Raw genomic sequence first — 22,457 nt, 5'->3', positions numbered from 1 at the left:
TGACGCGGTGAACGATCACATCGGGGGCGGCCCGCTCACCGCCGAGCCGACCGATCCGGCGGGCGCGCCCCGACTCACGAAGCGGTTGGACGTACTGCTCGCCAACCTCGGGGCGACTGGGCCGTTCGCCCGGGACTGTCTGCTCGCGGTCTGCGTCGCCGGGGTGACGTTCACGTTGATGGCGGCTCTGTTCTTTGTCGTGACGTCACCGGGCGAAATCGTGGTCGACCCGGTGCGGGCCTGGCTGCTCGTCGCCCTCGGGGTCGGGCAGGCACTACTGCTCTGCCTGCGCCGGGTCCGCCCGCTGCTCTGCCTCGCCGGCGTCGTCGGCCTTCAGGTCGCCATGATCGCCTTGTCCCCACCAGACGCGACGATCCGGGTACTCGCGCCCTTCGTCGTCGCGTACACCATTGGGGTTCTGCTGCCGGCCCGGACGGCGTTCGTGCTGGTCGGCGCGGCGGTGGTGGTCGAGGCGGCAGCGGCATTCGGCACCGCCGCCGTGACGACGCCGGACCTTCTGCTGTCGGCTGTCGGCCCTGCCGGGTCGAGCGCACTGTCCAATCTCGGCGCGGTCGTCGTCGGTAACTACGTGGCGACCCGTCGGCGCTACACGCAGCTGTTGCGCCTGCAGGCCGCCGAGGCGGTCCGGGCCCAGCAGGCGAAGGTGCGGTCCGCGATCGAGGCGGAACGCGCCCAGATGGCTCGGGAACTGCACGACGTCGCCGCCCACCACCTGTCCGGAATGGTGGTGCAGGCGGCGGCGGTCCACCGGCTGATTGACCGGGACCCGGAGGCGGCGAAGGCCGGCGTGGCCTGGATCCGGTCCCAGGGCAAGGAGACCCTGAACAACCTGCGGCTGGTGGTCGGGGTGCTGCGAGGCACCCCGGCCGACGGCAGCGGAAGCGGCGACACAGCCGGCCACGACGGTGAGGGGAGCGTTCCGGTGCCGGGGCTGGCCGTGCTCGATGACCTGGTCCGGACCGCTCGGGACCTGGGCGCGCCGGTCGAGTTCGTGGGCGTTGGGTCGCCACGTCCGGTCCCGCCGATCGCCGACGTCGCCCTCTACCGGATGGTGCAGGAGTCGCTGTCGAACGCGCGGCAGCACGCGCCGGGCGCGCCCGTGCTGATCACCCTGCGCTACCTGCCGCGCGAGGTGTCGCTGGCGGTGGTGAATGGTCCGCCAACGCGGCGTCCCGAGCCGGCGGTGCGCACCAGCAGCGGGGTCGGGCTGATCGGCATGCGGGAACGAGCGCAGTTGATCGGCGCGCGTTTCGCGGCCGGGCCGACGAGCGAAGCCGGCTGGTCTGTCACAGTGACGCTGACATCAAAGGGAAGTGATTCGTCGTGACCGGTTCTGGGACTGGGGCTGACGCTGGGACGATTCGAGTGATGCTGGTTGACGACCAGGCGGTGGTGCGGGCCGGCTTCCGGGTGCTCCTGGAGCAGGCGGACGACATCGAGGTGGTGGCGGAGGCGTCCAGCGGATCGTCTGCGGTGGCGGTGGCCGCCCGGCTGCGTCCCGACGTCATCTGCATGGATGTCCGGATGCCCGGCGGTGACGGACTCACCGCGACCCGCGAGATCCTCGCCGACGCGCCCGAGTCGCCGCCAGCCATCCTGGTGGTGACCACGTTCGACCTCGACGAGTACGTCTTCGGCGCACTCGAATCCGGGGCCAGTGGCTTCATCCTGAAAGACTGCGAGCCCGAGGACCTGATCGATGCGATCCGTCGGCTGGCCAACGGCTACGGTCTCGTCGACCAGGTCGTGACCCGCCGGGTGATCTCGGAGTTCGCCAGGCGGCGACCGGCGGCACCGCCTGAGTCCGCAGCGGCGCGCCAGCTCACCCCGCGCGAAGCCGAGATCGTACGGCTGCTCGCCAAGGGTTTGTCCAACAACGAGATCGCCGACGAACTCTTCATCGAGACCAGCACGGTCAAGTCACACCTCGGGCGGGCGATGACCAAGATCGGCGTACGGGACCGGGTGCAGACCGTGGTGTGGGCGTACCAGAACGGGTTGGCCCCGAGCTGACTGTCAGCCGAGCAGTGGGAACCAGCCCGCCGACTCGCCCAGCTCCAGCCGGTCCCGGTCGGTCAGCGGGACGCGCCCGGTGGCCTTCAGCAGGAAGTCGTTGTCGTCCCACGCGGTGGGTCGAACGGTGTCGTCGCTGAGCAGGCCGTCCATCGTCGCCACCGCGACGCGTACCGCCAGTGGGCCGGGCGGCGGCGCGTCGGGCAGTTCCAGCGTCAGGTCCAGGTGGTGGACGGCGGCCTCGGTGGTCAGGGTGGCGAGGAAATCCGGTACGCGCAGCACGTGCCCCTGCGTGGTCACGTACCCCTCGGGGTCGGCTGACGTGGCGGCGCGGACCGCCGCCGGGGCGGTGTCCCGCCAGAGGTCGACGATCCCGGTCGGGCGGTCGAAGGCGGCAGCCGATCGGCGTACCCACCAGGCGTGCCGGGCGGCCTCGTCGCCGCCGCCGGGGAAGTCACGCCAGTAGCTCACGTCGTCGACGTCGGCGGGGCCGTCGGCGGGGCTGGCCAGTGTGACAAGTGCCCGCTGGGCGTCGCCAAGCACGTGCAGGAGCAGGTCGGCGATGAGCCAGCCCTGACAGCGGGTGGCTCGTTGCAGGCCGGCGTCGTCCAGGTGACCGACCACCGCGGTGATCCCGTCGTACGCCTGGGCCAGCGCCTCGTCCGGTCGGATCGCGGTCATGCGATTGAGCCTCGCATGAAGCGCCGCGCCCGCCAACGATCAATGGCCCGGGTGATGTGCCCGGGTCGATACGTGGATCGACCCGGGCGGAAGGTCGGCCTGGATCAGCCGAACATCTCGTCGAGGAAACCCTTGCGCTTCTTCTGCCGGTAGTGCCCGTGGTAGCCGTGGTGTTGCTGCTGCTGGTGGCCGTAGGCCGGCTGCGGCGGGTAGCCGTGGGCGGGCGGGGGCGGCGGCGGGACGGCGCCGTAACCGGGCTGGTGCGGCGGGGGCGGCGGGGGCGGGTAGCCGGCCGGCTGCTGCGCGGGCTGCCCGGGGGCACCTCCGGTCTGTTGGCGGCTCCAGTTGGCCTCCGCCTCGAACAGCTTCTCCAGCTCGCCGCGGTCCAGGAAGATGCCTCGGCACTCCCCGCACTGGTCGATGACGACGCCGCTGCGCTCGTACTGGCGCATTTCTCCGTGACACTTGGGACAGGTGAGGCTACTCATCGCCCGACGGTACCCGGTGGACCTATGCAGTTGCTGTGAGCGCCTCGGTGACTTCTTCGTCGGACACCTCGTGGAAGTCGTCGTAGTAGACGCTGACCGCGCCGAAGTCCGCCGGACGTTGGGCACAGATGATCTGGTCGGCCTCGGCGGCGAGCAGCTCGTACGCCTCCTGCGCGCCGACCGGGACCGCGACCACGACCCGGTGCGCCCCGAGGTGGCGGACGACCTCGACTGCGACGCGGGCGGTCGCGCCGGTGGCGAGGCCGTCGTCGACGATCACGGCGGTCCGCCCGGTGAGGTCCAACTGTGGGCGGTTGCCCCGGTAGAGCCGTTCCCGGCGTTCCAACTCGGCCTGTTCCCGGTGGCGGACCTCGGCGATGTCGTCGCTGCTGAGCCGGCTGGCCACCGCGTCGTTGAGCACCTGGACGCCGCCCGGACCGAGGGCGCCGAAGGCGACCTCCCGGGCCCACGGCATGCCGAGCTTGCGGACGACCAGCACGTCCAGTGGCGCGCCGAGCCGCTCGGCGACGACCCGGGCGACCGGCACGCCGCCACGGACGAGGCCGAGGACGACGACATCCGGTTCGCCGATGAGTGCGCTGAGCCGTTCGGAGAGCACCCGGCCCGCGTCGGCCCGGTCGCGGTACGTCGTCATGCCTTCAGGTTTACGCCCTGACGCGGCGTTCCGCCCGACAGTTACGCCGAAGTGGTCCGACCGGACCGCTCGTCGGGGACCGTGGCGGCCGCCGTGTCGTCCGGGCGGTGCAGGGCGGGGGCCCAGGTCAGCAGGGCCAGCGGGTACAGCAGGTAGCCGAAGCGGGTCGTGGGCATCAGGGCGATGGCGGCGAGCAGCCCGTACCCGCAGATGAGCGCGGTGGCGACGGCGGTGCGGGGCGGGCGGCGGGCGAGCCGGACGGCGATGGCCACGCCGGCGGCGACGAGCAGCGCGGCGGCGATCAGCCGGCCGGCGGGTAGCGCACTGGCGATCAGGTAGCCGGGGAACGGGGACTGCGCAGGGCTGGTGACCAGGCCGTGGCCGAGGGGGAAGCGCAGCACGTTCTCGGTGAGGGCGTCGCGGTCCACCAGCAGCGCCGGCAGTAGTGCCGCGACGGGCAGCCCGATGGCGCCTGCGGCGACCCGGGTGCCGGCGCGCCGGGTCAGACCCCAGACGATCAGGACCAGGGCCACCGGCCAGGCGAACAGCTTCAGCGCGCCGGCGAGCCCGACCGCGAGGCCGGCCCGGCCGGGTCGGTCGGCGGCGGCGAACGCGAGGGCCAGCAGGCAGAGCGCGAGTACGGGTAGGTCGTCGCCGCCGGTGGCGAGGGTGAGGGCGCAGATCGGCAGTACGGTGGCGGCCTGCACGCCGCGCAGCACTGCGGCGTCCCGTCGGTGGGCTGCGGTGGAGGTGGCCTGGCCGGTGGTGGCCGGTGTTCGGCGCAGGGCAGCCACGGCCAGGGCGAGCGCCAGCGCGGTGCCCACCGCGAACCAGACCCGGGAGTCGGTCCACCATGTGTCGAGCAGTGCTCTGGGCAGGCCGAACATCGCCATGCCGGGCTGGTACGGGGTGTAGCCCATCAGTTGCTCGCCGGGTGGCAGGGCGGCGATGGCATCGGGTCCGAGGTAGGGCGTGCCGTGCTCCAGGAGGCGGCTGCCGGCCTGCTCCACGACCAGCACCTCCTCCTGCGCGCGGTCGGTGCGCCCGCCGGCCCGGTCGATGCTCTGCCAGGCCAGGGGCAGCAGTGTGGTGGCCGCCCAGGCGAGACCGGTGACCGTCCAGCGGGCCGGCAGACCGGTCAGCCGGGAGGTCGGGGAGCGTCGACGCAGCAGGAGTTGGACGATCACCGTCAGTGTTGCGATCAGGTAGCCGACGGCGGCGACCGCGCCCCAGGCGCGGTGCGGCAGCAGTGTCGACGTGACAGCGGTGATCGCGGCGAAGATGGCCGAGACGGCGTAGAGGCCCAGGTCGAGGGCGAGTCCGCCAGCGGCGTTGTCGAGCGTCCGCCAGTGCCAGCGACGGCGGCGGGCGGTCGGGTCGTCGACGATCACGCGCGACAGTCTGGCAGACCGGGCTGGCCGCGTAGTGGGCCGATGCCTGCTCAGGCGGGCAGGTGTGGCAGGCGGTCCGGCCGGGAACGGCCGGCCTGGCGGCGGTTCTGGCTCAGCCGGATCACCGCCCCGGCGTCGTGCAGCGGCGCGGCCAGGGTGCCCGGTCGGCCGCCCGAACCGCGCTGCATCGCCGCGAGCAGGGTGCCGGACGGCACCGGCCGGGCGAACAGGTGCCCCTGGCCGGCGACGCAGCCCAACTCCCAGAGGGCGCGCCGCTGCGGCTCGCTCTCCACCCCCTCGGCCACCACGTCCAGGTCGAGGCTGCGACCCAGGTCGAGGGTGGAACGGATGACGGCGGCGGCCTCTGCCGAACTCTCCATCGTCGTCACGAAGCTCCGGTCGATCTTCAGCTCGTGTACCGGGATCCGGGAGAGCAGCGACAGCGAGGAGTAGCCGGTGCCGAAGTCGTCCAACGCCAACCGGACTCCCTCGTCGCGTAGCCGGCTGAGCACCCGGTCGACCACGTCGAGTTGGCTGAGGGTCAGCGTCTCGGTCAACTCCAGGACCAGCCGGTCCGGTGGTAGGTCGTGGGCGCGCAGACGGGCCAGCACCGAGCCGGGGAACCGCGCGTCGAGCAGGCTGCGCGGGGACACGTTGACCGCGACCGGTACGTCGAAGCCGGCGTCGCGCCAACTGACCGCCGCGATCAGCGCCTGGTCGAGGATCGCCTCGGCGAAGGCCGGTAGCAGGCCCGAACGTTCCACCGCCTCCAGGAACCGCAGCGGGTCGATCATGCCGTGGGTGGGGTGGTGCCAGCGGGCCAGCGCCTCCGCGCTGGTCACCTCACCGGTGCCCAGGTCGACGATCGGTTGGAAGTTGACCACGAACTCGTGGTCGGCGACCGCGCGCGGCAGGTCACCGCCGAGAGTGAGGCGGCCGAGATCGGCCGTGTCCCGGGTCGGGGCGTACGTGGAGATCCGTTGCCCGGCCCGCTTCGCCTGGTACATGGCCACGTCGGCGCGGCGCAGTAGCTCGGCCATGCCGCCGTTGGACGGGGCGCCGGAGATCCCGCCGCTGGCCTCGACGCTGATTCGCATGCCGTCCAACTCGAACGGCTCGTGCAGGGCGGCGAGCAGCGTCTCGGCCCGGTGCGCGGCCACCGCCGGGGCCGGCAGACCCCGCAGGAGTACGGCGAACTCGTCGCCGCCGAGGCGGGCCACCAGGTCGGTCGCCTGGGCCGCACCCCGCAGCCGGTTGGCCACCTGCACCAGCACCTGGTCGCCGGCGGCATGCCCGAGCGTGTCGTTGACCTCCTTGAAGTGGTTGAGGTCGATCAGCACCAGCGCGGTCACCCCGTCGGCGTGCCGGGTGCTCAACTGCTCGGTGCCCTCGTCGAGGAGGTGTCGGCGGTTGGCCAGGCCGGTCAGCGCGTCGTGCGAGGCCGCGTACGCGTGCTCGTCGGCGGCCCGGGCCAGCTCGGCGTACGCCTGGGCGTTGCGGACGGCCGTGCAGAGCGCCGAGGCGAAGGTGCGCAGGGTGTACTGCTCCCGCTCGGAGAGCTGCACCGGGCCGCGGAAGCGCAGTCGGAGCATGCCGACGTCGACGGTCCGGTCGTGTCCTTCCAGCGGCGCGGGGACGATCGTGCCGTCCACGTCGGTGGGCGTGCCGGTCGGCCCGTCGAAGGTGATGCCGCCGGTGCCACCGCGCACGGTGCGGCCGCCGTCGCGCAGCTCGATCTCGACCTCGTCGGCGGAGAACAGCTCGGCGGCCTGGATGACCGCGGTGGTGAGGACGTTGTCCAGGTCGACCACGTTGAGCGCGTCGGTGGTGCGGGCCAGCCGCTGCCACGCCTGCTGCTCGGTGCGGCCTCGAATGCGTGCGGAGTAGGCCAGGTGCAGGCTCAGGACCAGAGGTGGGACGGCGAGCAGTAGCCGGGGGTCCATCCGGATGATCAGCAGCGTGCAGGCCGCAACGGCGAACCGCACGGCGAAGCCAGCGAGCCGAAGGTCGAGATTGCTGCGGAAGTGCTTCGCGATCCTGGTCTGGGAGGCGAGTGCGATGACCGGGATGGCGAGCAGATCGTCCAAGAGCGCCGCGACCAGGTAGGCGAGCGCCAACGGCCCCAGCAGCATCAGGGGGGCCGTCCCGGTGGGCGGCCAGGTCCAGGTTGTCATCGCGAGTGCCGTGCCAGCGCCCCAGGCGACGATGACGTTCTTGCCGATACCGAAGGCCAGCTTTATCGGTGTGAGGCGAAGCGAGGCGAGGGCGATCCCGACTGCGGTGCAGAGCACGACCACAGAGGTCGGAGCGATGGCCGCACCGACGATGATCGCTGTCTCGTTCCAGCTGATCGACTGAGTCGTCGACCGGATCCGTACACGAGCCTTGACCAGCGTGCCCAACGCGATCATGAGCGTGAGCATGAGCAGGACTGCGGCGTCGCTCACCGTCTCCAGCTTCGCCGAACGCCATGCGGCCGGAAGTGACGTGGCGACGATGACCGCGGCAACAACGACGACGAGACCGACGAGCAGCAACAGCCGCCGATCGGTCTCAATCTCTCGTCGCTGAGGAAGGGTCATGCCGCTCCCGAAGGACTGCCTGCGCGTTCTCGCAGCCTACTGCTCGGGCCCTCAGAAGTCCTGTGTCGAACTTGTCAGTTCCAGTCGGTGCCACGCATCGCGTTGCCCCCTTCTCCCGCTGCGACAATTGGAGTACCTGTCCCGTGATGGGGAGGTCTTCCTCCGAAAGGCAGCTTAAGAGGCGGAAGGGCAGGCTAGAAGAAATAAATGTCGGTATGCGCAACATTAGCCAAGTTGACGCCCGTTTATCACGTTCTGTCCATCGTTACTGAACGGAGTGCGGTCGAGCTTGCCGGCGTTGGATTCAAGTGGCACCTTGCAACTGCGGACGGTATCTGACGAGGTTATGGGACTCCTTATTCGTTGAGTCTGAGGGCTCCTCAGGAGTTACCTCATCCGGAGTTTGGTCAAGCGTGAGGGCGGCATGGGCAGAGTTGGTGCGGCCGAGGGCGCCCAGCGGGGCAGGTAATGGCACCAGCCTTCGCCCGGGTTCTTGGCGACGACGGGTGGATAATCGCGTTTCGGCAGGCGGGGGTGCAACTTGCTGCCGGCACCGTGCGGTCCTGGACTGGCATTCGCGCAGCTCCTCCCGTCACTCCTACACGCCGAACCGTCGTTCGTATCGCCCCGTAAGCGGTGCGCCACCCCACGGGGTCGTACACTCCGTTGCGTGATCGGCTGAATACCTGATACGGCTGGCGGGGGCGGGTGGAGATTCAGGTTCTGGGCGGCCTTTCGGTGCAACTGTCTACCCGCACGCTGCGCCTTGGTACACCCAAGCAGCAGGCAATCTTCGCAATGCTCGCCGTTCAGCCCGGTCGACTGGTGACAGTGGACGACCTCGTCGATGAGTTATGGGCCGATCGCCCACCGCGATCGGCCGTAGCGAATGTGCGGACCTATGCCGCCAATCTGCGCCGGACTTTCGAGGCTCACCCGGCCGGTCGTGACGCCATCGCGCGCCAACGCAACGGCTATCGGCTCGTAGTCGACCCGGAACGGGTGGATGTCTTTCGCTTCGAGCTGGAACGGAACGCGGGTCGGGTAGCGCTGGCGGCTGGCCAACTGGACCGTGCCCGCGAGCTGCTGGGGCACGCCCTGGCTCGGTGGCGGGGGCCGATGCTCGCCGGTGTCCCGCTCGGGCCCGTCCTCACCTCCCGGACTATCGCCGCCGAGGAGGAGCGGCTGTTGACCGTGGAGCTTCTCGCCGACGTGCAACTGAGATCGCGCCGGGACGACCTGGCAATTTCGCTGTTGCGCGAAGTGGTGGCCCGCCATCCTCTCCGTGAGCCGACCCACGTCCTCCTCATGCGGGCCCTGCACGAGCGCGGGGACAACGCGGAGGCGCTGGCGGTGTACGAGGAGATCCGAACAACACTGACCACGGAGCTGGGTGTGGGCCCCGGGGGCAACCTTGAGGAGTTGCGCCGCTCCATCGTCACGGCGATGTCGCGCCCAGGTTCCGGGCGGGCCACCGTACGGGTTGCGGGAACTGGCCGGGCGCGCTCGGTAGCGGCCGGGGCGGGTGTGCCGGTTGGCGCGGCATCGGAGGAGGCGCATCGGGTCATCCCGGTGGATCACCTTCCCCGGGCGGTCACCGACTTCGTCGGCAGGGAGGACGTGGTGTTGCGGCTGCTGGCGGAGACCCGGCGGGTCGAGGAGCGGGTTCCGGCCGTACACATCATCGACGGCATGGCGGGCAGCGGGAAGACGGCCCTCGCCGTGCACCTCGCCCGTCGGCTGTCCGATCGATACCCGGACGCCGCGTTGTTCATCGACCTGTGCGGGCACGGTGACAAGAACCGGCTCGAGCCGGCGGGCGCTTTGTTCACCCTGCTTCGACAGCTTGGGGTGCCGGCCGACCGGGTTCCGGTGGAGTTCGACGACAGAGTGGAGTTGTGGCGACAGGAGTTGGCGCGCCGCAGGGCAGTGGTGGTTCTCGACAACGCCGCGAGCAGCGAGCAGATCATGCCCCTGCTTCCGGCGGAGCCGACCAGCGTCGTGGTGGTGACCTCGCGGCGACGGCTCTCCCATCCGGATGCCGGACCGTCGCGGACGCTGCCGGTGATGAGCCCCCACGAGAGCGTGGATCTGCTCCGTGTGAGCGTCGGCCGGGACAGGGTCGAGGCCGAACCGGAGGCGGCCGCCGAGGTGGTGCGTCGGTGCGGGTACCTCCCTCTGGCGATTCGGCTGGCCGGTGCCAGGCTGGCGCATCGGCGCGGCTGGCGGTTGGCGGACCTGGCCGGGCAGATGGCTGGCGACGCTCCAGTGCTGCACCATCTGGCTCAGGAGGAGAGCACCGTCACCGGGGCCTTCGCCGCTTCCTATGAGCCGCTCACGAGTTCGACCAAGCGTGTCTTCCGGTTCCTGGGTCTGTACCCCGGCAGTCGCTTCGGCGTGCCGGCAGTCGCCGCGCTGACCGGGCTGACGATCACGGAGGCTCGCGCGGCGCTCGACGACCTCGTCGACAGGAACCTGGTGGAGGACCTGGACTCGACGCGATATCGACTGCACGACCTCATGCGGCAGTACTCCATCAACCTGTGCTCGGGTACCGACTCCTCGCACGACCGTCGACTTGGACTGACTCGATTGTTCGACTTCACGCTGGAGGTCGTCCTGAAGGTCGCCGATCTGCTGGAGCCGGGCGTCATCAGATCCCAGGTAACGCACATTCCGTCCGGACAGGTTGAGCTCGTCGAGGCCATTGGAGAGCCGACCGCTGACTGGTTGGAGGCCGAGCGGACGGACCTGGTGACGATGGTGTTGTCGGCGCACGAGTCGGGGTTCTACCGGCACTGCTGGCAATTGGCCCGCGCACTCTGGCGTTTCTGCTACATCCGCGGCTACTTCGAAGACATCATCCTGACCCACCGTCATGGGCTGGAGGCGGCGGAGGCTACCGGAGACGTCGATGCGCTCGCACTGATGAACAACTACCTGGCATCCGCCTACGTCCGTACCGGGAACAAGCAGGGGGCACTCGATCACCTGACACGTTCGGTCGAGCTTTCCCGCGACTCGCCGGACCTGCTGAATCCGGCCCGGTACCGCGCGAACCTCGCCGCCGTCTACTGGTGGAGCGGTCACCTGTCCGAGTCGGTGAAGCTCGGTTTCGAGTGTTTGCGCGACTACAAGGTGTACGGGAATGTCGGCGGTTCGATCCTGCTGCCGAATCTGGGGTTGGCGCTGACGGCTCTGGGCCGCTACGAGGAGGCGCTTCGGATACACCGCCTGCATCTGTGGTGGGCCCGGACGAACTCCGACGAGTTCCACACGCTCAACGCGCTCAGCCACATCGGCGCCGTACGCCTCCGGATGGGTGACCTTCCGCAGGCGATCCGCATCCTTCTGGCCTCGTTGGCCTTACGTGATCGCACCGGCCACCGGTACGCCGAGGCTGAGGTGCGCAACGACCTCGGGATCGCCTATCGCGGTCTGGGTCGTCTGGTGGAGGCCCAGCAGGAGCACGAGTTGGCGCGGAATCTGTCGATCGGTTCAGGGGAGCGACACGTCGAGGCGGCCGCGCTGAACGAACTCGGGCGGACCCTGCTGGCGCAGGGGCGGAGTGGCGAGGCGTTCGAGGTGCACCAGGAGGCGTTGCGGTTGGCTACTCGGATCGCGCACCCACACGAGCAGGGTCGAGCCCTGGCCGGGCTGGCCGAACACTTCGTCCGCACTGACCCGGTCGAGGCGCGGCGGCACTGGGAGCGGGCGTTGGCGATCTTCCGGCGGATGGGTGTGCCGGAGCGCTTCGAGGCCGAACGCCGTCTCGCCGAACTGGCTTCCTGAACGGTGGATTCGGGGCCCTGACCAGGCAAAACGGCTCTTATCGATTTCTTATCGCCGGGCCCGGTAACTTCTCGGCCGTATCGGCGAACGGGGGAGGTTCTGCCCGTGGGCAGAACCGGGTCGTCGACACGCACCCGCTGCCGGGTCCCCCCAGCGACCTCGGCGGTGGGTTGGTGAGGGAGGAGCGGCGTCGGGGCCGTTGCGCCGTCAGCACCCGGTGCGGCCGTCAGCGTGACGCCGCTCCTTCCGACCACCGTCGTACCGCACCGATAGGCTCACGACCGTGACCGAACCTGCGCAGCTCAGCCACGTCGATCGCGCCGGCGCGGCCCGCATGGTCGACGTCTCCGCCAAGGCGGTGACGGGGCGGCTGGCCGTCGCGGCCGGCCGTTTGCGGACCACACCCGAGGTCATCGACCTGTTGCATCGCGACGGGCTGCCCAAGGGTGACGCGTTGGCCGTCGGGCGGCTGGCCGGGATCATGGGGGCCAAGCGCACTCCGGATCTGATCCCGCTCTGCCACCCGATCGCCCTGCACGGTGTCACAGTCGACCTGACGCTGACCGCCGACACCGTGGAGATCACTGCCACTGCCCGCACTGCGGACCGCACGGGGGTGGAGATGGAGGCGTTGACGGCGGTTGCTGTCGCCGGTCTCGCCCTGATCGACATGGTCAAGGCGGTCGACCCGGCGGCCTCGGTGGAGGCGGTCCGGGTGCTGCGCAAGGAGGGCGGCAAGACCGGCGAGTGGGTTCGTCCGGAGGACCGGCCGTGATCCGGGCTCGGGTGATCGTCGCTTCCAATCGGGCCGCGGCCGGTGTCTACGCCGACACCAGCGGGCCGCTGCTCGTCGCCGGCCTGCGCGAGTTGGGCTGCCAGGTCGACGAGCCGGTGGTGGTGCCCGACGGTGAGCCGGTCGGTGACGCCTTGCGGGCCGCCCGCGCTGACGGTGTCGACGTGGTGGTGACCAGCGGCGGCACCGGGGTGACCCCGACGGATCGGACACCTGACGTGACCCGTGGCCTGCTGGATTACGAGATCCCCGGCATCGCCGAGGCGATCCGCGCGCACAGCCGTGACCGGGTGCCGACGTCGGTGCTGTCCCGGGGCCTGGCCGGGGTCGCCGGCCGGATGCTGGTGGTCAACCTGCCCGGCTCGACCGGCGGCGCCCGGGACGGTCTGGCCGTCCTCGGGCCGATCCTCGGGCACACCGTCGACCAGCTTCGCGGTGGGGACCACTGACCGGTGCGCGCCAGGCCCGGGCGGGTGTCGGTCAGTGCCGATAGGCTCGGCCGGTGAGCACGGAAACCGCACCCACAGCGGATCGGGTCGCCGCACCTCCGCCAGCCGGGTGGGAGGAAGCGCGTTCGCGGGTCTACGCGGTCGGTCTGGCCGCCGCGCTGCCCGCCACCGCCCGACCACTCGTCGACACCGACGGGTCGACCCTGGCCGAGCCGTTGACCACCCGCACCGACCTGCCGGCGTTCCCCACCTCCAGCGTCGATGGCTGGGCGGTTCGCGGCCGCGGGCCGTGGCGCGTCGTCGGTCGGGTCCTGGCCGGCAGCACCCCCGCGCCGCTCACCGAGGACGACACCACAGTCGAGATCGCGACCGGTGCGATGGTGCCCGAGGGCGCCACCGCCGTGCTGCGCGTGGAAGAGTCGTCAATCGCTGACGGCCTGGTCAGCGGCGTTCCCCGGGAGGCGCCCGAGTGGCGGAAACCCGGCGAGGAGGCGTACGCCGATGAGGAGTTGTTGCCGGTCGGCACGCCGGTCGACCCGGCGGTGATCGGCCTGGCGGCCGCCTGCGGGCACGACACGCTGCGGGTCCGGCGGGCGCCGCGTGCCGCGCTGCTGGTCTTCGGCGACGAGTTGCTGACGGCGGGTCCGCCCGCCGCCGGTCGCATCCGCGACGCGCTGGGGCCCGCGGTGCCGGCGTGGCTGCGACGGTACGGCTGCCAGGTCCGCCCATCCGACGTGGTCGGCCCGGTGGCGGACACGCTGCCCGCGCACGTGGCGGCCCTGCGCTCGGCGCTGTCCAACGCCGATCTGGTCTGCACCACCGGCGGCACGATGAACGGCCCGGTCGACCACCTGCACCCGACCCTGGAGGCGCTCGGCGCCGACTACGTGGTCAACACCGTGGCCGTCCGCCCCGGCTTCCCGATGCTGCTGGCCCGGCTGACCGGCCCCGACGGGCGCGCCCGGTTCGTGGCCGGGCTGCCGGGCAACCCGCAGTCCGCCATCGTCGCGCTGGTGTCGTTGGTCGCCCCGCTGCTCGCCGGCCTCCAGGGCCGGTCGATGCCGCTGCTGCCGCAGGTCACGTTGGCCGAGGCGGTGCCCGGTCGCGGCGACCACACCCACCTGGCGCTGGTCCGACTGGACCGGGCCGCCGGCGTCGCGTTCCCGGTCCGCCACGTCGGTTCGGCGATGCTGCGCGGCCTGGCCGGCGCGGACGGGTTCGCGGTCATCCGACCCGGCACCAGCGGCGAGCCGGGCGACCGGGTGCCGATCGTGCCACTGCCGTTGTTTCCCGGGGAGCGTGCGTCGTGACCGCACCAACGATCACCTTCGGCGAGGTCACCGACCAGCCGCTGGACCTCGCCACGCACGAGGCGGCGGTCGCCGACCGCCGGGCCGGCGCCGTGGTGTCCTTCCAGGGCGTGGTCCGCGACCACGACCACGGCCGCCAGGTCACCAGCCTGGAGTACGAAGGGCACCCGAGCGCCGCACAGGTGCTCCGCGAGGTGGCCGCCGAGATCGCCGCTGAGCCCGACGTCTACGCGGTCGCGGTGTCGCACCGGGTCGGCCCCCTGGCGATCGGGGACGTGGCACTGGTCGCCGCGGTGAGCACCGCGCACCGGGCGGCGGCCTTCGCGGCCTGCGCCCGGCTGGTCGACGAGGTCAAGGCGCGACTGCCCATCTGGAAGCGGCAGGTCTTCACCGACGGCACCGAGGAATGGGTCAACTGCCCCTGACCGCTCAGCGGTGGCCGTTGACCACCACTGCCCTGGCGAGCCGGTCGCCGTAGAACGCCGGCTCCGCGCCGGGGCGCCAGGGCAGCGCGGCGACCAGCACGATCAGCGCGAGCGCCAGCGAGTTCTCCATCAGTGCACCGAACAGGCCGTCCTGGTAGTGCGACATCTCCGGCAGTTGGTGTTCGTACGGCCAGATCGGCGAGATCAGGAAGAGCAGGTAGAGCCCGATCGCGGCGACGCCGTGGCGGAGCCCGGTCAGCGTCGGGTACCAGATCGGCGGCCGTAGCCCGTTGACCCCGGGTAGACCGCCGAAGACCGGCCCCTGGCCGGTGCGCTGCGGCATCCCCCGGCTCGCCTCGCGGCGACGTACGGCGGCGTCGGCCAGCACGATGATCGCCGGGATCACCCAGACCAGGTGGTGCGTCCAGGAGATCGGGCTGATCACGTTCGCGGTGAGACCGACAAGCGTGAAGGCGGTCAGCTCGTCACCGTCGGCGCGGGAACTGGCCGCCCGGGACAGGCCCAGCGCCAGGACCAGGACCGAGAAGGCCAGCCACAGCAGCCCCGGGGTCTCGATCGAGTCGTACAGCCGGGCGAGCAGACCGGCGAGGGACTGGTTGGGAGTCATGTCGGCCGCGCCGACCCGTTCGGTCTGCCACAGCACGCTGCCGAAGTAGGTCCGCGACTCGTCACCGACGATCGCGAAGGTCGCCACCGTCACGCCGATCGTGGTGCCGATGGCGGTGGCAGCCACCCGCCACTGACGGGTGATCAGCAGGTACGCGATGAACAGCGCCGGGGTGAGCTTGACCGCGGTGGCGAGGCCGATACCGGCCCCGGCCCAGGCCCCGCCGTAGATGAAGCGCAACAGCGGGCCGTCGGTGGCGGCGTAGTGGGTGCCCCGGCGGGACCGCCAGCGGAGGCCGATCAGGTCAGCCATGATCAGGGCGAAGAGCAGGATGTTGACCTGGCCGTAGCCGAGCGTCTCCCGGGCCGGCTCGATGGCGACCGCGAGGGGCACCGCCACGGCCACCGTGAACCACAGCGGCCACCCCAGCCGGTCCACGATGGGTCGGAGCAGCCCGGCCAGCACCAGCGCCAACGCGGCGATGCTGGCGGCGGCGTTGACCATGCCGGCCGCGCCGATCGGCAGCTGCGCCATCGGCAGCATGACCAACCCGGCGAAGGGTGGGTAGGTGAAACCCAGGGTTGTTCCGGGCGCGATGAACTCGTAGAGCTCGTGACCGCTCGCCCACCACACCACGGCACCGTGGTAGATCTTCATGTCGAAGAAGTTGTACGGCCGCCCGAAGGTGCCGATGGCGAGCCATGCGGCATAGGCGACGGCGGCCACGATGGCGCCCCGTACGACGTTCCTGCGATCGATCCCGCGCGTCACGCGGTCGATCCCGCGTGTCACACGTTGGATTGGGGCGAGGCGGTCCGCCCGTCTACCGACAGCCGTCGGCATGGCGTGGCCACCCCCGTACCAAGGTCGTCCTACCCGTCCAGGTCCTGCACGGAGCCTAGAACGGCGCCTCACGTCAGTGCCTCCCGCGTTATGCGACCGTGTCCGATCCCACACATGTTTTTGACATTTCCACCGCGTTAACGCCTACCGGGTGGTTCAGGTAATTCGTCGCCTTAGCGGGGGGTGGGGGTGAGACAGAGACGGATCGACGCAGGTCAGCCGGGAAGTCGACGTGCGGTGGACGCCGAGCGGACGGCGATGCGGGCCTCGCGTCGGGCCGTCCGGACGGCACGTTGCATGGAACGTCGAGAGTGGCCGATGCGATGACCCGTCCGCCACCGCAGACCGGGCTTGCCGCCGGTGTCCGCCGCGGCGAGCAGCAGACCGCCGAGGAGCCCGAGGTTCTTCAGGACGTGAATCTGGTTGTTGTTCTTGGCGATCGGGTCGTCGTTGTTCCAGAAGGGATGCCCGGCGATGGTCACCGGCACCAGCGTGCCGGCGAGGACCAGCGCCGCCGGCCGACTGAACCGGCCGGTAGCCAGCATCAGACCCGCGCTGACCTGCACGGCCGCGTTGAGCCGGATCAACGTCTCGGTCTCGGTGGGGAAGCTCGGGTGCGCCTTCTTCAGCACGGGTGCGACCTTGTCGGTCACCGGTTTCGCGGCCACCGCCAGCCGGCCGGGGGCGCGGAAGTTGCGATACCCGCTGACCACGAAGATGCCGCTCAGCATGGCGCGGGCGAGGGAGCGTACGGGCGTCATGGATCAGTCATACCCCGTCGCGGCGTTTGCTACCCCGTCAACCGCAGGATCGGATTGGTGTTCGTACACGTACGCCACGCCGAATCGAGCGACAGTCACTGATGGACGGGAGCTGGCGGGTAACGTCGCGCGGGTGACCACGCTGCGGCTACGCCCCGAGGACCCGGCCGACGCCGGCCCGGTCCGCCGCGTCCTGGCCGCCGCCTTCGCCCGCCCGGACGTGGCGACGCCACCGGAGGTCAGCCTGGTCGACGAGCTGCGCGACACCACCGCCTGGTTGCCGGAACTGGCCATGATCGCCGAGTACGGCGGTGAGGTCGTCGGTTACGCGCTGCTCACGAGGGTGCGGCTGCGGCCGGAGCGGGGCTCGGACGTGCCCGCCCTGGCGCTCGGCCCGGTGGCGGTCGCACCGCACCGACAGCGAGTCGGGCACGGCACGGCGGTCGTGCAGGCCGCCCTGGACGCCTCCACCGAGCTGGGCGAGCGGCTCGTCGTCGTCCTCGGCGCCCCGGCCTTCTACCGCCGGTTCGGGTTCGGCCCGGCGAGTGAGCTGGGCCTGACCGGCCCGTGGGCCGGCCTCGGTGAGCCCTGGCAGGCGCTGGTGCTGCCGCCGTCCACCAGCGAGGAGGGCACGCCGCCGCGCGGTGAGGTGCTCTTTCCGGCGCCCTGGTCGAAGGTCTGACCGGGCCGGCCCGTGGTTGGCGGTCAGGCCGGCTGGGTCCGCAGGTACCGGCCGAAGTGCGGGACCGTGAAGGCGACAGTGCCCCGTTCCCCGGAGTAGATCAAGCCCTTCTTGATGAGCGCGTCCCGGGCTGGGGAAAGGCTGGCCGGTTTGCGACCCAGGGCACGGGCGATCTCCGCGGTGGGCACCGCGGCGTCCATGTCGTCGCGGACCACCGCGCCGGGCTCGCCCTCGACCGCTGACATCATGGCCATCGCGCGCATGTACTCGCGTTCGGCGGGAGTGGCCCGTTCGAACCGGGACCCGAAGAACCCGACCGCCAGTTCGGCCTCCGCCTCGGGCGCCGCGACCCGCACGTCGGCCGCGGTGATCGGCGAACGCGGCGCATGATCCCAGGTCGCCTTGCCGTACGCCTGCACGAAGTAGGGGTAGCCGCCGGACTTCTCGTAGAGCAGGTCAAGTGCCTTCTGCTCGTACTCGACCTCCTCGCGCTCGGCGGGCGCGCAGAGCGCCCGGTCGGCGGCGATCCGGTCGAGCCGGTCGATGCGTTGATAGCGGAACAACCGCTCGGAGTACGACTTGGCGGCGCTGAGCACGGCCGGCAGGTGCGGAAGGCCGGCGCCGACGACGATCAGCGGCGCGCCGAGCTGGGACAGCTCGTGACAGGCGGCGCAGAGCGCGGACACGTCCTCCGGGCCGAGGTCCTGCATCTCGTCGATGAAGATGGCGATGCCGGTGCCGACGTCGCTGGCCACGGCGGCGGCGTCACTGAACAGCTCGACCAGGTCGATCTCGATGTCGCCGGAGTCGGCCCGGCCGCTGGCGGCCGGCACGTCGATGCCGGGTTGCCACCGGTCGCGCAGTTTGGTGGCGGCACCGGACCGGCCGGTCGGGGTGGACCGCTGGGCGAACGCCTTGAGGACGCCGAGGAACGCGTCGATCCGGTCTGGTGCGCGGTGGCGGGGGGCGAGCTCCCGGACCGCCATGTGCAGCGCGGCGGCGACCGGTCGGCGCAGCGACTGATCCGGTCGGGCCTCGATCTTGCCGCTGCCCCAGAGTCGGTTGATCGCCTGCGACCGGAGGGTGTTGAGCAGGACCGTCTTGCCGACGCCCCGCAGCCCGGTGAGCATCAGGCTGCGCTCGGGTCGGCCCCGGGCGATGCGCTCGAGCACGATGTCGAAGACGTCGAGCTCCCGCCCCCGCCCGGCGAGTTCGGGCGGACGCTGGCCGGCGCCCGGCGCGTACGGGTTGCGGACCGGATCCACGCATCGCAGATTATCGGGCCATCTAGCTGCGAGGCTAGACATGGATAGATGGGGCTACCGGCGTGTCGAGACCATCGACCACAAACTAGGGCTGTCTAGCGTCCACGCTAGACAGCCCTAGTTTTGGCAATCGGACCCTATCGGCCGGATCGGGCTAGCGCTTCTTCAGACAGAGCACGTAGTCGAACAGGTCGACCGAGTTGTCGTGCACGTAGTTCGCTGTCGCCTGCGGCGCGAGCGTCTCGCACCGGTCGCCGTCGGTGGTCGCCGGAATCCGCAGCAGCACCTGATAGGTGTTCGGGCCGCACGGCACCTTGCGCAGCTCAGCGTCGTCCTCGCTGCCGTCGTTCACCACGCAGTCACCCCGCGCGAACTCCTCGTCCGGAGTCGGCGCGGCCGACGTCGGGGCGTCGCTGGGCAGAGCGGGTGGCACGACCGGGGCGCTCGTCGACGGGGTACGCGCGGCGTCGCTGCCAGCGTCGGCCACCTTCCAGACCGCCCAACCGGCCAGGCCGAGGCACGGGCAGAGGACGAGCAGCACCACCACAGTGATGATGAGAGCGACGTTGCGGCCGGTCTTCTTCACCGGCGCAACGGGTGGCATCCCGTAGCCGCCGGGCGGCTGCTGACCCCACGGCGCGGGCGGCTGACCCGGCATCGGGCCGGCCGGCTGACCGGGCATCGGGCCCGCCGGTGGGTACGGCCCGGGCGGTGGGAACGGCCCGGACTGCGGCGTCGGCCCGGCCGGCGGGTAACCCGGCCCCGACGAGGGCGGGGTCGGGCCGGCCGGTGGGTACGGGCCGGGCGGCGGGTATCCCGAGCCCGAGGTGGGCGGTGGCGCCCACATCGGCGTGGTCGGCGGCTCCGGGTCGGTGGGCGGCGGCGCCCACATGGGTGCCGTCGGTGGTTCCGCGTCGGTCGGCGGCGGACCCCACTGCTGCCGGGTCGGGTCCTCCGCGGCCGGCGGGGTGCTCCACTGGGGCAGAGTCGGGTCGACCGGTGGTGAGCTGTCCGGCCCGCTGGGCGGGCGCTGGGACTTGTCGTCCGGCTGATCGGAACCCGCAGGTCCGTAGGTCGTCATGTCATCCCCGGGGGTGGGTGGTCTCAGCGTTGCTTGAGGCAGAGGACGAAGTCGAGAGTGTCCAGCTCACTGTCGAAGAAGTACCAGTTGGTGTAGCCCTCTACCTTGCCGCACTTGGCTTCGGCGTCCCGCTCGCCGCTGGTCGGGCCGTCGATCCGGCTCAGCACCTCGTACGACTTGGCGGTACAGCCGCTGATCAGCAGCTTGGGCTTGCCGCCGGCGGTGCCGTCGTTACGGACGCACTGGCCGACCTTCGCGAACCGGGGATCTGCCGACGACTCCGGCGCGGCGGCGCTCGGCGTGGGCTCGACCGCGTCCGCGCTGGGCTCACCGGCGGCGGCCGAGTTGCTCGGCGCGGCTGCCGGCGCCGGGTCGCTCTGCCCACGGCGGAACCAGAACACGCCGGCGGCGGCCACCACCAGCAGGACGACGACGGCCAGTACCGCGATCAGCGGCCCTCCACCACGTCGGCGTGGTGCCGGAACCTCGCCGTACTGCTCGTCGGGCCGGTACGGCTGCCCGCCGTAGTTCGGGGTCGGCTGGTACGAGCCGCCGTAGGGCGCGCGGGGCTCGGGACCGTAGGGCGGGGTGGGTGGGCCGCCGTACGGCCCGGGTCCTCCCTGCGGTGCGGGTGGGTACGACGGGACCGCCGGCGGGTAGGACTCCGGCGCGGGCGGGTAGGGCTGCTGCCCCGGGTGAGCCGGCGTCTCGTCGGGTCTCTGCCCACGCCACGGCCCCGGGTGGCCGCCCCCCGGTTGTCCGTAGTTCGTCATGCCGCCCTCCTGCACGAGTGGTGAGAGGCCGGCCACCAAAGCGGGACGCGGACTCCGAGGTCACCGTAGCGTGGTCCACTGATGAGCTCACCTTCACCGAGCGCCACGGCCCTCGGCGGCCGTCGCGCCAGCGCCACGCCAACCCTGATCTGGACCGCGTTGATCGTGGTCTACCTGCTCTGGGGGTCGACCTACCTGGCCATCCGGATCGCAGTGGAGACACTGCCTCCGCTGCTGTCGGCCACCCTCCGGTTCGCCGTGGCCGGCCTGATCCTCGCGGTGGTGCTGCGACTGCGTCGAGGTCCCGGCGCGCTGCGGGTGGACCGACGGCAACTCGGCTCGGCCGCGCTGGTCGGGGTGCTCCTGCTCGCTGGTGGCAACGGTCTGGTGGTGCTCGCTGAATCGGGACCGCCGGGGGTTGCGGTGCCGTCCGGGATCGCTGCGCTGTTGGTGGCCACGGTGCCGCTGCTGGTGGTGCTGTTGCGCTCGGCCACCGGGGACCGGCCGCCGATCTGGACGTTCGCCGGGGTCACGGTGGGCTTCGTCGGCCTCATCCTGCTGGTGCTGCCCGGCGGTGGTTCGGCAGCGGTGCCGCTGCTCGGGGCGTTGACAGTGGTGGCGGCGGCCGCCTCGTGGTCGGCCGGGTCGTTCCTGTCCGGACGGATCCGGATGCCCGCCGACCCGTTCGTGGCCACGGTGTACGAGATGGTGGCCGGCGCGCTGGTGCTGGCGGTCGTCGCCGCCGGTCGGGGCGAACTGGCCGACTTCCACCCGGCGGAGGTCAGCACCCGGTCCTGGTTGGCACTGGTTTACCTCATGGTGGCCGGTTCGCTGGTGGCCTTCACCGCGTACGTCTGGTTGCTGCAGAACGCGCCGATCTCGCTGGTGTCGACGTACGCCTACGTGAACCCGGCGGTCGCGGTGGCGCTCGGCGCGTTGCTGGTGGCTGAGCCGATCACCGCACAGGTGCTGCTCGGTGGTGCCGTCATCGTCGTCGGGGTCGCCCTGGTGGTGTCCACCGAACGGCCGCGTCGGGCGGGCACGGGATCACGTTCGGGGGCCACGCCGGTGCGCGACCGCCAGTAACGTCCGGCCCATGTCGGCCGCCGCGCTGGTGTCGATCGCGCTGCTCGGTGCGCTGGTCGGCCTCGTCGTACCCCCGGTGTCGTGGCGCTTCACCACGCCGGACGCCCGGTCACGGGCGTTCCCGGGGCGGCAGCCGGTCCGGCGGCCCTGGGGCGAACCGATGGTCGCGGCCAGCGTCTTTGTCGGCCTCGCCGTCGGCGTGGGTGACGACCCGGCGTTGCCGGTCTTCCTGGCGGTCGCGGCGGTCGGTCTGGTGCTGGCCCGGGTCGACCTGGCCTGCCTGCGGCTGCCCGACCCGTTGGTCCTCGTCGCCGGGACGCTGGCCCTTGGTGGTCTGACCGCTGCGGCGCTGCTGTCCGGCACTCCCGGCCGGCTGCTCGGCGCGCTGGGAGGTGCGGCGGTCGCGGGCGTGGCGCACGTGCTGCTGGCAGTGCTGCCCGGCTCCCGGCTGGGTTTCGGGGACGTGAAGCTCGCCGCCGTCCTCGGCCTGCCGCTCGGCTGGTCGGGTCGGGATGCCCTGCTGGCGGGGCTGCTCCTGCCGCATCTGCTGCACGGCGGCCTGGTCCTCGGTCTGCTCGCCGCCCGGAAGGTGCACCGGAACACCCTGCTGCCCCTCGGCCCGGCCCTGCTGGCCGGCGCCTGGCTCGCCGTCCTCCTCGACTAACACACCCCGCCCCACCCCGCCCCCGCCCCCCGCCTCCGTCGATCTTGCAGTTTCTGCGCCGACATAAGGAGCAT

19 protein-coding genes and 2 pseudogenes are annotated in these 22,457 nt (G+C 71.4%); 11 read left to right on the top strand and 10 right to left on the bottom strand.

What is annotated here, in order from left to right; translation table 11 throughout:
• The first annotated feature begins 7 nt into the window (after positions 1 to 7).
• Entirely contained in the window at positions 8 to 1,348 is a 1,341-nt protein-coding gene (locus IW249_RS34970) for a sensor histidine kinase (protein ID WP_196920336.1), read from the top strand.
• 41 nt (positions 1,349 to 1,389) lie between these two features.
• Positions 1,390 to 2,034, top strand: coding sequence for a response regulator (locus IW249_RS09090; protein WP_196920334.1), 645 nt, complete (start codon positions 1,390 to 1,392; stop codon positions 2,032 to 2,034).
• Positions 2,035 to 2,037: 3 nt separating this feature from the next.
• On the opposite strand, the gene IW249_RS09085 is transcribed toward IW249_RS09090, so the two are convergent.
• From IW249_RS09085 to IW249_RS09065, 5 genes are all read right to left on the bottom strand, one after another.
• Complete coding sequence (locus IW249_RS09085) at positions 2,038 to 2,715, bottom strand: maleylpyruvate isomerase N-terminal domain-containing protein (RefSeq protein WP_196920333.1); 678 nt, start codon at positions 2,713 to 2,715, stop codon at positions 2,038 to 2,040.
• A 104-nt stretch (positions 2,716 to 2,819) separates the two neighbouring features.
• Entirely contained in the window at positions 2,820 to 3,203 is a 384-nt protein-coding gene (locus tag IW249_RS09080; protein WP_091396643.1) for a TFIIB-type zinc ribbon-containing protein, read from the bottom strand.
• Positions 3,204 to 3,225: 22 nt separating this feature from the next.
• The gene (locus IW249_RS09075; protein WP_196920332.1) at positions 3,226 to 3,858 is read right to left on the bottom strand and encodes a phosphoribosyltransferase; all 633 of its coding nucleotides are present in this window, start codon (positions 3,856 to 3,858) and stop codon (positions 3,226 to 3,228) included.
• Between the two features lie 41 nt (positions 3,859 to 3,899).
• On the bottom strand, positions 3,900 to 5,249 hold the full coding sequence (locus IW249_RS09070; RefSeq protein ID WP_196920331.1) for a glycosyltransferase 87 family protein: 1,350 nt from the start codon (positions 5,247 to 5,249) through the stop codon (positions 3,900 to 3,902).
• 50 nt (positions 5,250 to 5,299) lie between these two features.
• Positions 5,300 to 7,831 (bottom strand): putative bifunctional diguanylate cyclase/phosphodiesterase, encoded by a 2,532-nt coding sequence (locus IW249_RS09065; protein ID WP_196920330.1) that lies wholly within the window; start codon positions 7,829 to 7,831, stop codon positions 5,300 to 5,302.
• Positions 7,832 to 8,539: 708 nt separating this feature from the next.
• On the opposite strand from IW249_RS09065, the pseudogene IW249_RS35195 reads away from it, so the two are divergent.
• The 6 genes and pseudogenes from IW249_RS35195 to IW249_RS09040 form a co-directional block, all read left to right on the top strand.
• Positions 8,540 to 8,803, top strand: a pseudogene (locus tag IW249_RS35195) (AfsR/SARP family transcriptional regulator); the annotation flags it as partial.
• 30 nt (positions 8,804 to 8,833) lie between these two features.
• On the top strand, positions 8,834 to 11,623 hold the full coding sequence (locus tag IW249_RS09060; protein WP_307788551.1) for a BTAD domain-containing putative transcriptional regulator: 2,790 nt from the start codon (positions 8,834 to 8,836) through the stop codon (positions 11,621 to 11,623).
• A 283-nt stretch (positions 11,624 to 11,906) separates the two neighbouring features.
• Positions 11,907 to 12,398: a cyclic pyranopterin monophosphate synthase MoaC gene (gene moaC, locus IW249_RS09055; protein WP_196920328.1), complete on the top strand. Its 492-nt coding sequence runs from the start codon at positions 11,907 to 11,909 to the stop codon at positions 12,396 to 12,398.
• Entirely contained in the window at positions 12,395 to 12,865 is a 471-nt protein-coding gene (locus IW249_RS09050; RefSeq protein WP_196920327.1) for a MogA/MoaB family molybdenum cofactor biosynthesis protein, read from the top strand. The genes moaC and IW249_RS09050 overlap by 4 nt, the downstream gene beginning before the upstream one ends.
• A gap of 53 nt (positions 12,866 to 12,918) precedes the next feature.
• Complete coding sequence (locus IW249_RS09045) at positions 12,919 to 14,175, top strand: molybdopterin molybdotransferase MoeA (RefSeq protein ID WP_196920326.1); 1,257 nt, start codon at positions 12,919 to 12,921, stop codon at positions 14,173 to 14,175.
• A complete protein-coding gene (locus IW249_RS09040; RefSeq protein ID WP_196920325.1) occupies positions 14,172 to 14,600 on the top strand; it encodes a molybdenum cofactor biosynthesis protein MoaE in 429 nt (142 codons plus the stop codon). Before IW249_RS09045 ends, IW249_RS09040 begins: the two co-directional genes overlap by 4 nt.
• A 4-nt stretch (positions 14,601 to 14,604) precedes the next feature.
• Here IW249_RS09040 and IW249_RS09035 read toward each other — a convergent pair whose 3' ends face one another.
• Both IW249_RS09035 and IW249_RS09030 read right to left on the bottom strand, forming a co-directional pair.
• Positions 14,605 to 16,071 carry a glycosyltransferase 87 family protein gene (locus tag IW249_RS09035; RefSeq protein WP_196920324.1) on the bottom strand — a complete coding sequence of 489 codons (1,467 nt, stop codon included), beginning with the start codon at positions 16,069 to 16,071 and terminating at the stop codon, positions 14,605 to 14,607.
• A gap of 215 nt (positions 16,072 to 16,286) precedes the next feature.
• On the bottom strand, positions 16,287 to 16,832 hold the full coding sequence (locus tag IW249_RS09030) for a DoxX family protein (RefSeq protein WP_196920323.1): 546 nt from the start codon (positions 16,830 to 16,832) through the stop codon (positions 16,287 to 16,289).
• A 133-nt stretch (positions 16,833 to 16,965) separates the two neighbouring features.
• On the opposite strand from IW249_RS09030, the gene IW249_RS09025 reads away from it, so the two are divergent.
• On the top strand, positions 16,966 to 17,514 hold the full coding sequence (locus IW249_RS09025; RefSeq protein ID WP_307788550.1) for a GNAT family N-acetyltransferase: 549 nt from the start codon (positions 16,966 to 16,968) through the stop codon (positions 17,512 to 17,514).
• Positions 17,515 to 17,537: 23 nt separating this feature from the next.
• On the opposite strand, the gene IW249_RS09020 is transcribed toward IW249_RS09025, so the two are convergent.
• The 3 genes and pseudogenes from IW249_RS09020 to IW249_RS34960 form a co-directional block, all read right to left on the bottom strand.
• A complete protein-coding gene (locus IW249_RS09020) occupies positions 17,538 to 18,779 on the bottom strand; it encodes an ATP-binding protein (RefSeq protein WP_196920321.1) in 1,242 nt (413 codons plus the stop codon).
• A 154-nt stretch (positions 18,780 to 18,933) separates the two neighbouring features.
• Positions 18,934 to 19,383 carry an LppU/SCO3897 family protein gene (locus IW249_RS34965; RefSeq protein ID WP_196924707.1) on the bottom strand — a complete coding sequence of 150 codons (450 nt, stop codon included), beginning with the start codon at positions 19,381 to 19,383 and terminating at the stop codon, positions 18,934 to 18,936.
• Between the two features lie 500 nt (positions 19,384 to 19,883).
• Positions 19,884 to 20,345 (bottom strand): annotated as a pseudogene (locus tag IW249_RS34960) (LppU/SCO3897 family protein); the annotation flags it as partial.
• 369 nt (positions 20,346 to 20,714) lie between these two features.
• Between IW249_RS34960 and IW249_RS09005 the strand changes: the two are divergent.
• Both IW249_RS09005 and IW249_RS09000 read left to right on the top strand, forming a co-directional pair.
• Complete coding sequence (locus tag IW249_RS09005; RefSeq protein WP_196920319.1) at positions 20,715 to 21,719, top strand: EamA family transporter; 1,005 nt, start codon at positions 20,715 to 20,717, stop codon at positions 21,717 to 21,719.
• A 10-nt stretch (positions 21,720 to 21,729) separates the two neighbouring features.
• Complete coding sequence (locus IW249_RS09000) at positions 21,730 to 22,383, top strand: prepilin peptidase (protein ID WP_196920318.1); 654 nt, start codon at positions 21,730 to 21,732, stop codon at positions 22,381 to 22,383.
• Positions 22,384 to 22,457 lie beyond the last annotated feature (74 nt).

It is taken from the genome of Micromonospora vinacea, assembly GCF_015751785.1.
Lineage (GTDB): Bacteria > Actinomycetota > Actinomycetes > Mycobacteriales > Micromonosporaceae > Micromonospora > Micromonospora vinacea.
This window is presented reverse-complemented; position numbering and strand designations above follow the sequence as displayed.

Coding starts and splice junctions, on each gene's coding strand:
- IW249_RS09090 (WP_196920334.1), top strand. CDS start 1,390: ATGCTGGTTGACGACCAGGCGGTGGTGCGGGCCGGCTTCCGGGTGCTC.
- IW249_RS09085 (WP_196920333.1), bottom strand. CDS start 2,715: ATGACCGCGATCCGACCGGACGAGGCGCTGGCCCAGGCGTACGACGGG.
- IW249_RS09080 (WP_091396643.1), bottom strand. CDS start 3,203: ATGAGTAGCCTCACCTGTCCCAAGTGTCACGGAGAAATGCGCCAGTAC.
- IW249_RS09075 (WP_196920332.1), bottom strand. CDS start 3,858: ATGACGACGTACCGCGACCGGGCCGACGCGGGCCGGGTGCTCTCCGAA.
- IW249_RS09065 (WP_196920330.1), bottom strand. CDS start 7,831: ATGACCCTTCCTCAGCGACGAGAGATTGAGACCGATCGGCGGCTGTTG.
- IW249_RS09035 (WP_196920324.1), bottom strand. CDS start 16,071: ATGCCGACGGCTGTCGGTAGACGGGCGGACCGCCTCGCCCCAATCCAA.
- IW249_RS09030 (WP_196920323.1), bottom strand. CDS start 16,832: ATGACGCCCGTACGCTCCCTCGCCCGCGCCATGCTGAGCGGCATCTTC.
- IW249_RS34965 (WP_196924707.1), bottom strand. CDS start 19,383: ATGCCACCCGTTGCGCCGGTGAAGAAGACCGGCCGCAACGTCGCTCTC.
- IW249_RS09005 (WP_196920319.1), top strand. CDS start 20,715: ATGAGCTCACCTTCACCGAGCGCCACGGCCCTCGGCGGCCGTCGCGCC.
- IW249_RS09000 (WP_196920318.1), top strand. CDS start 21,730: ATGTCGGCCGCCGCGCTGGTGTCGATCGCGCTGCTCGGTGCGCTGGTC.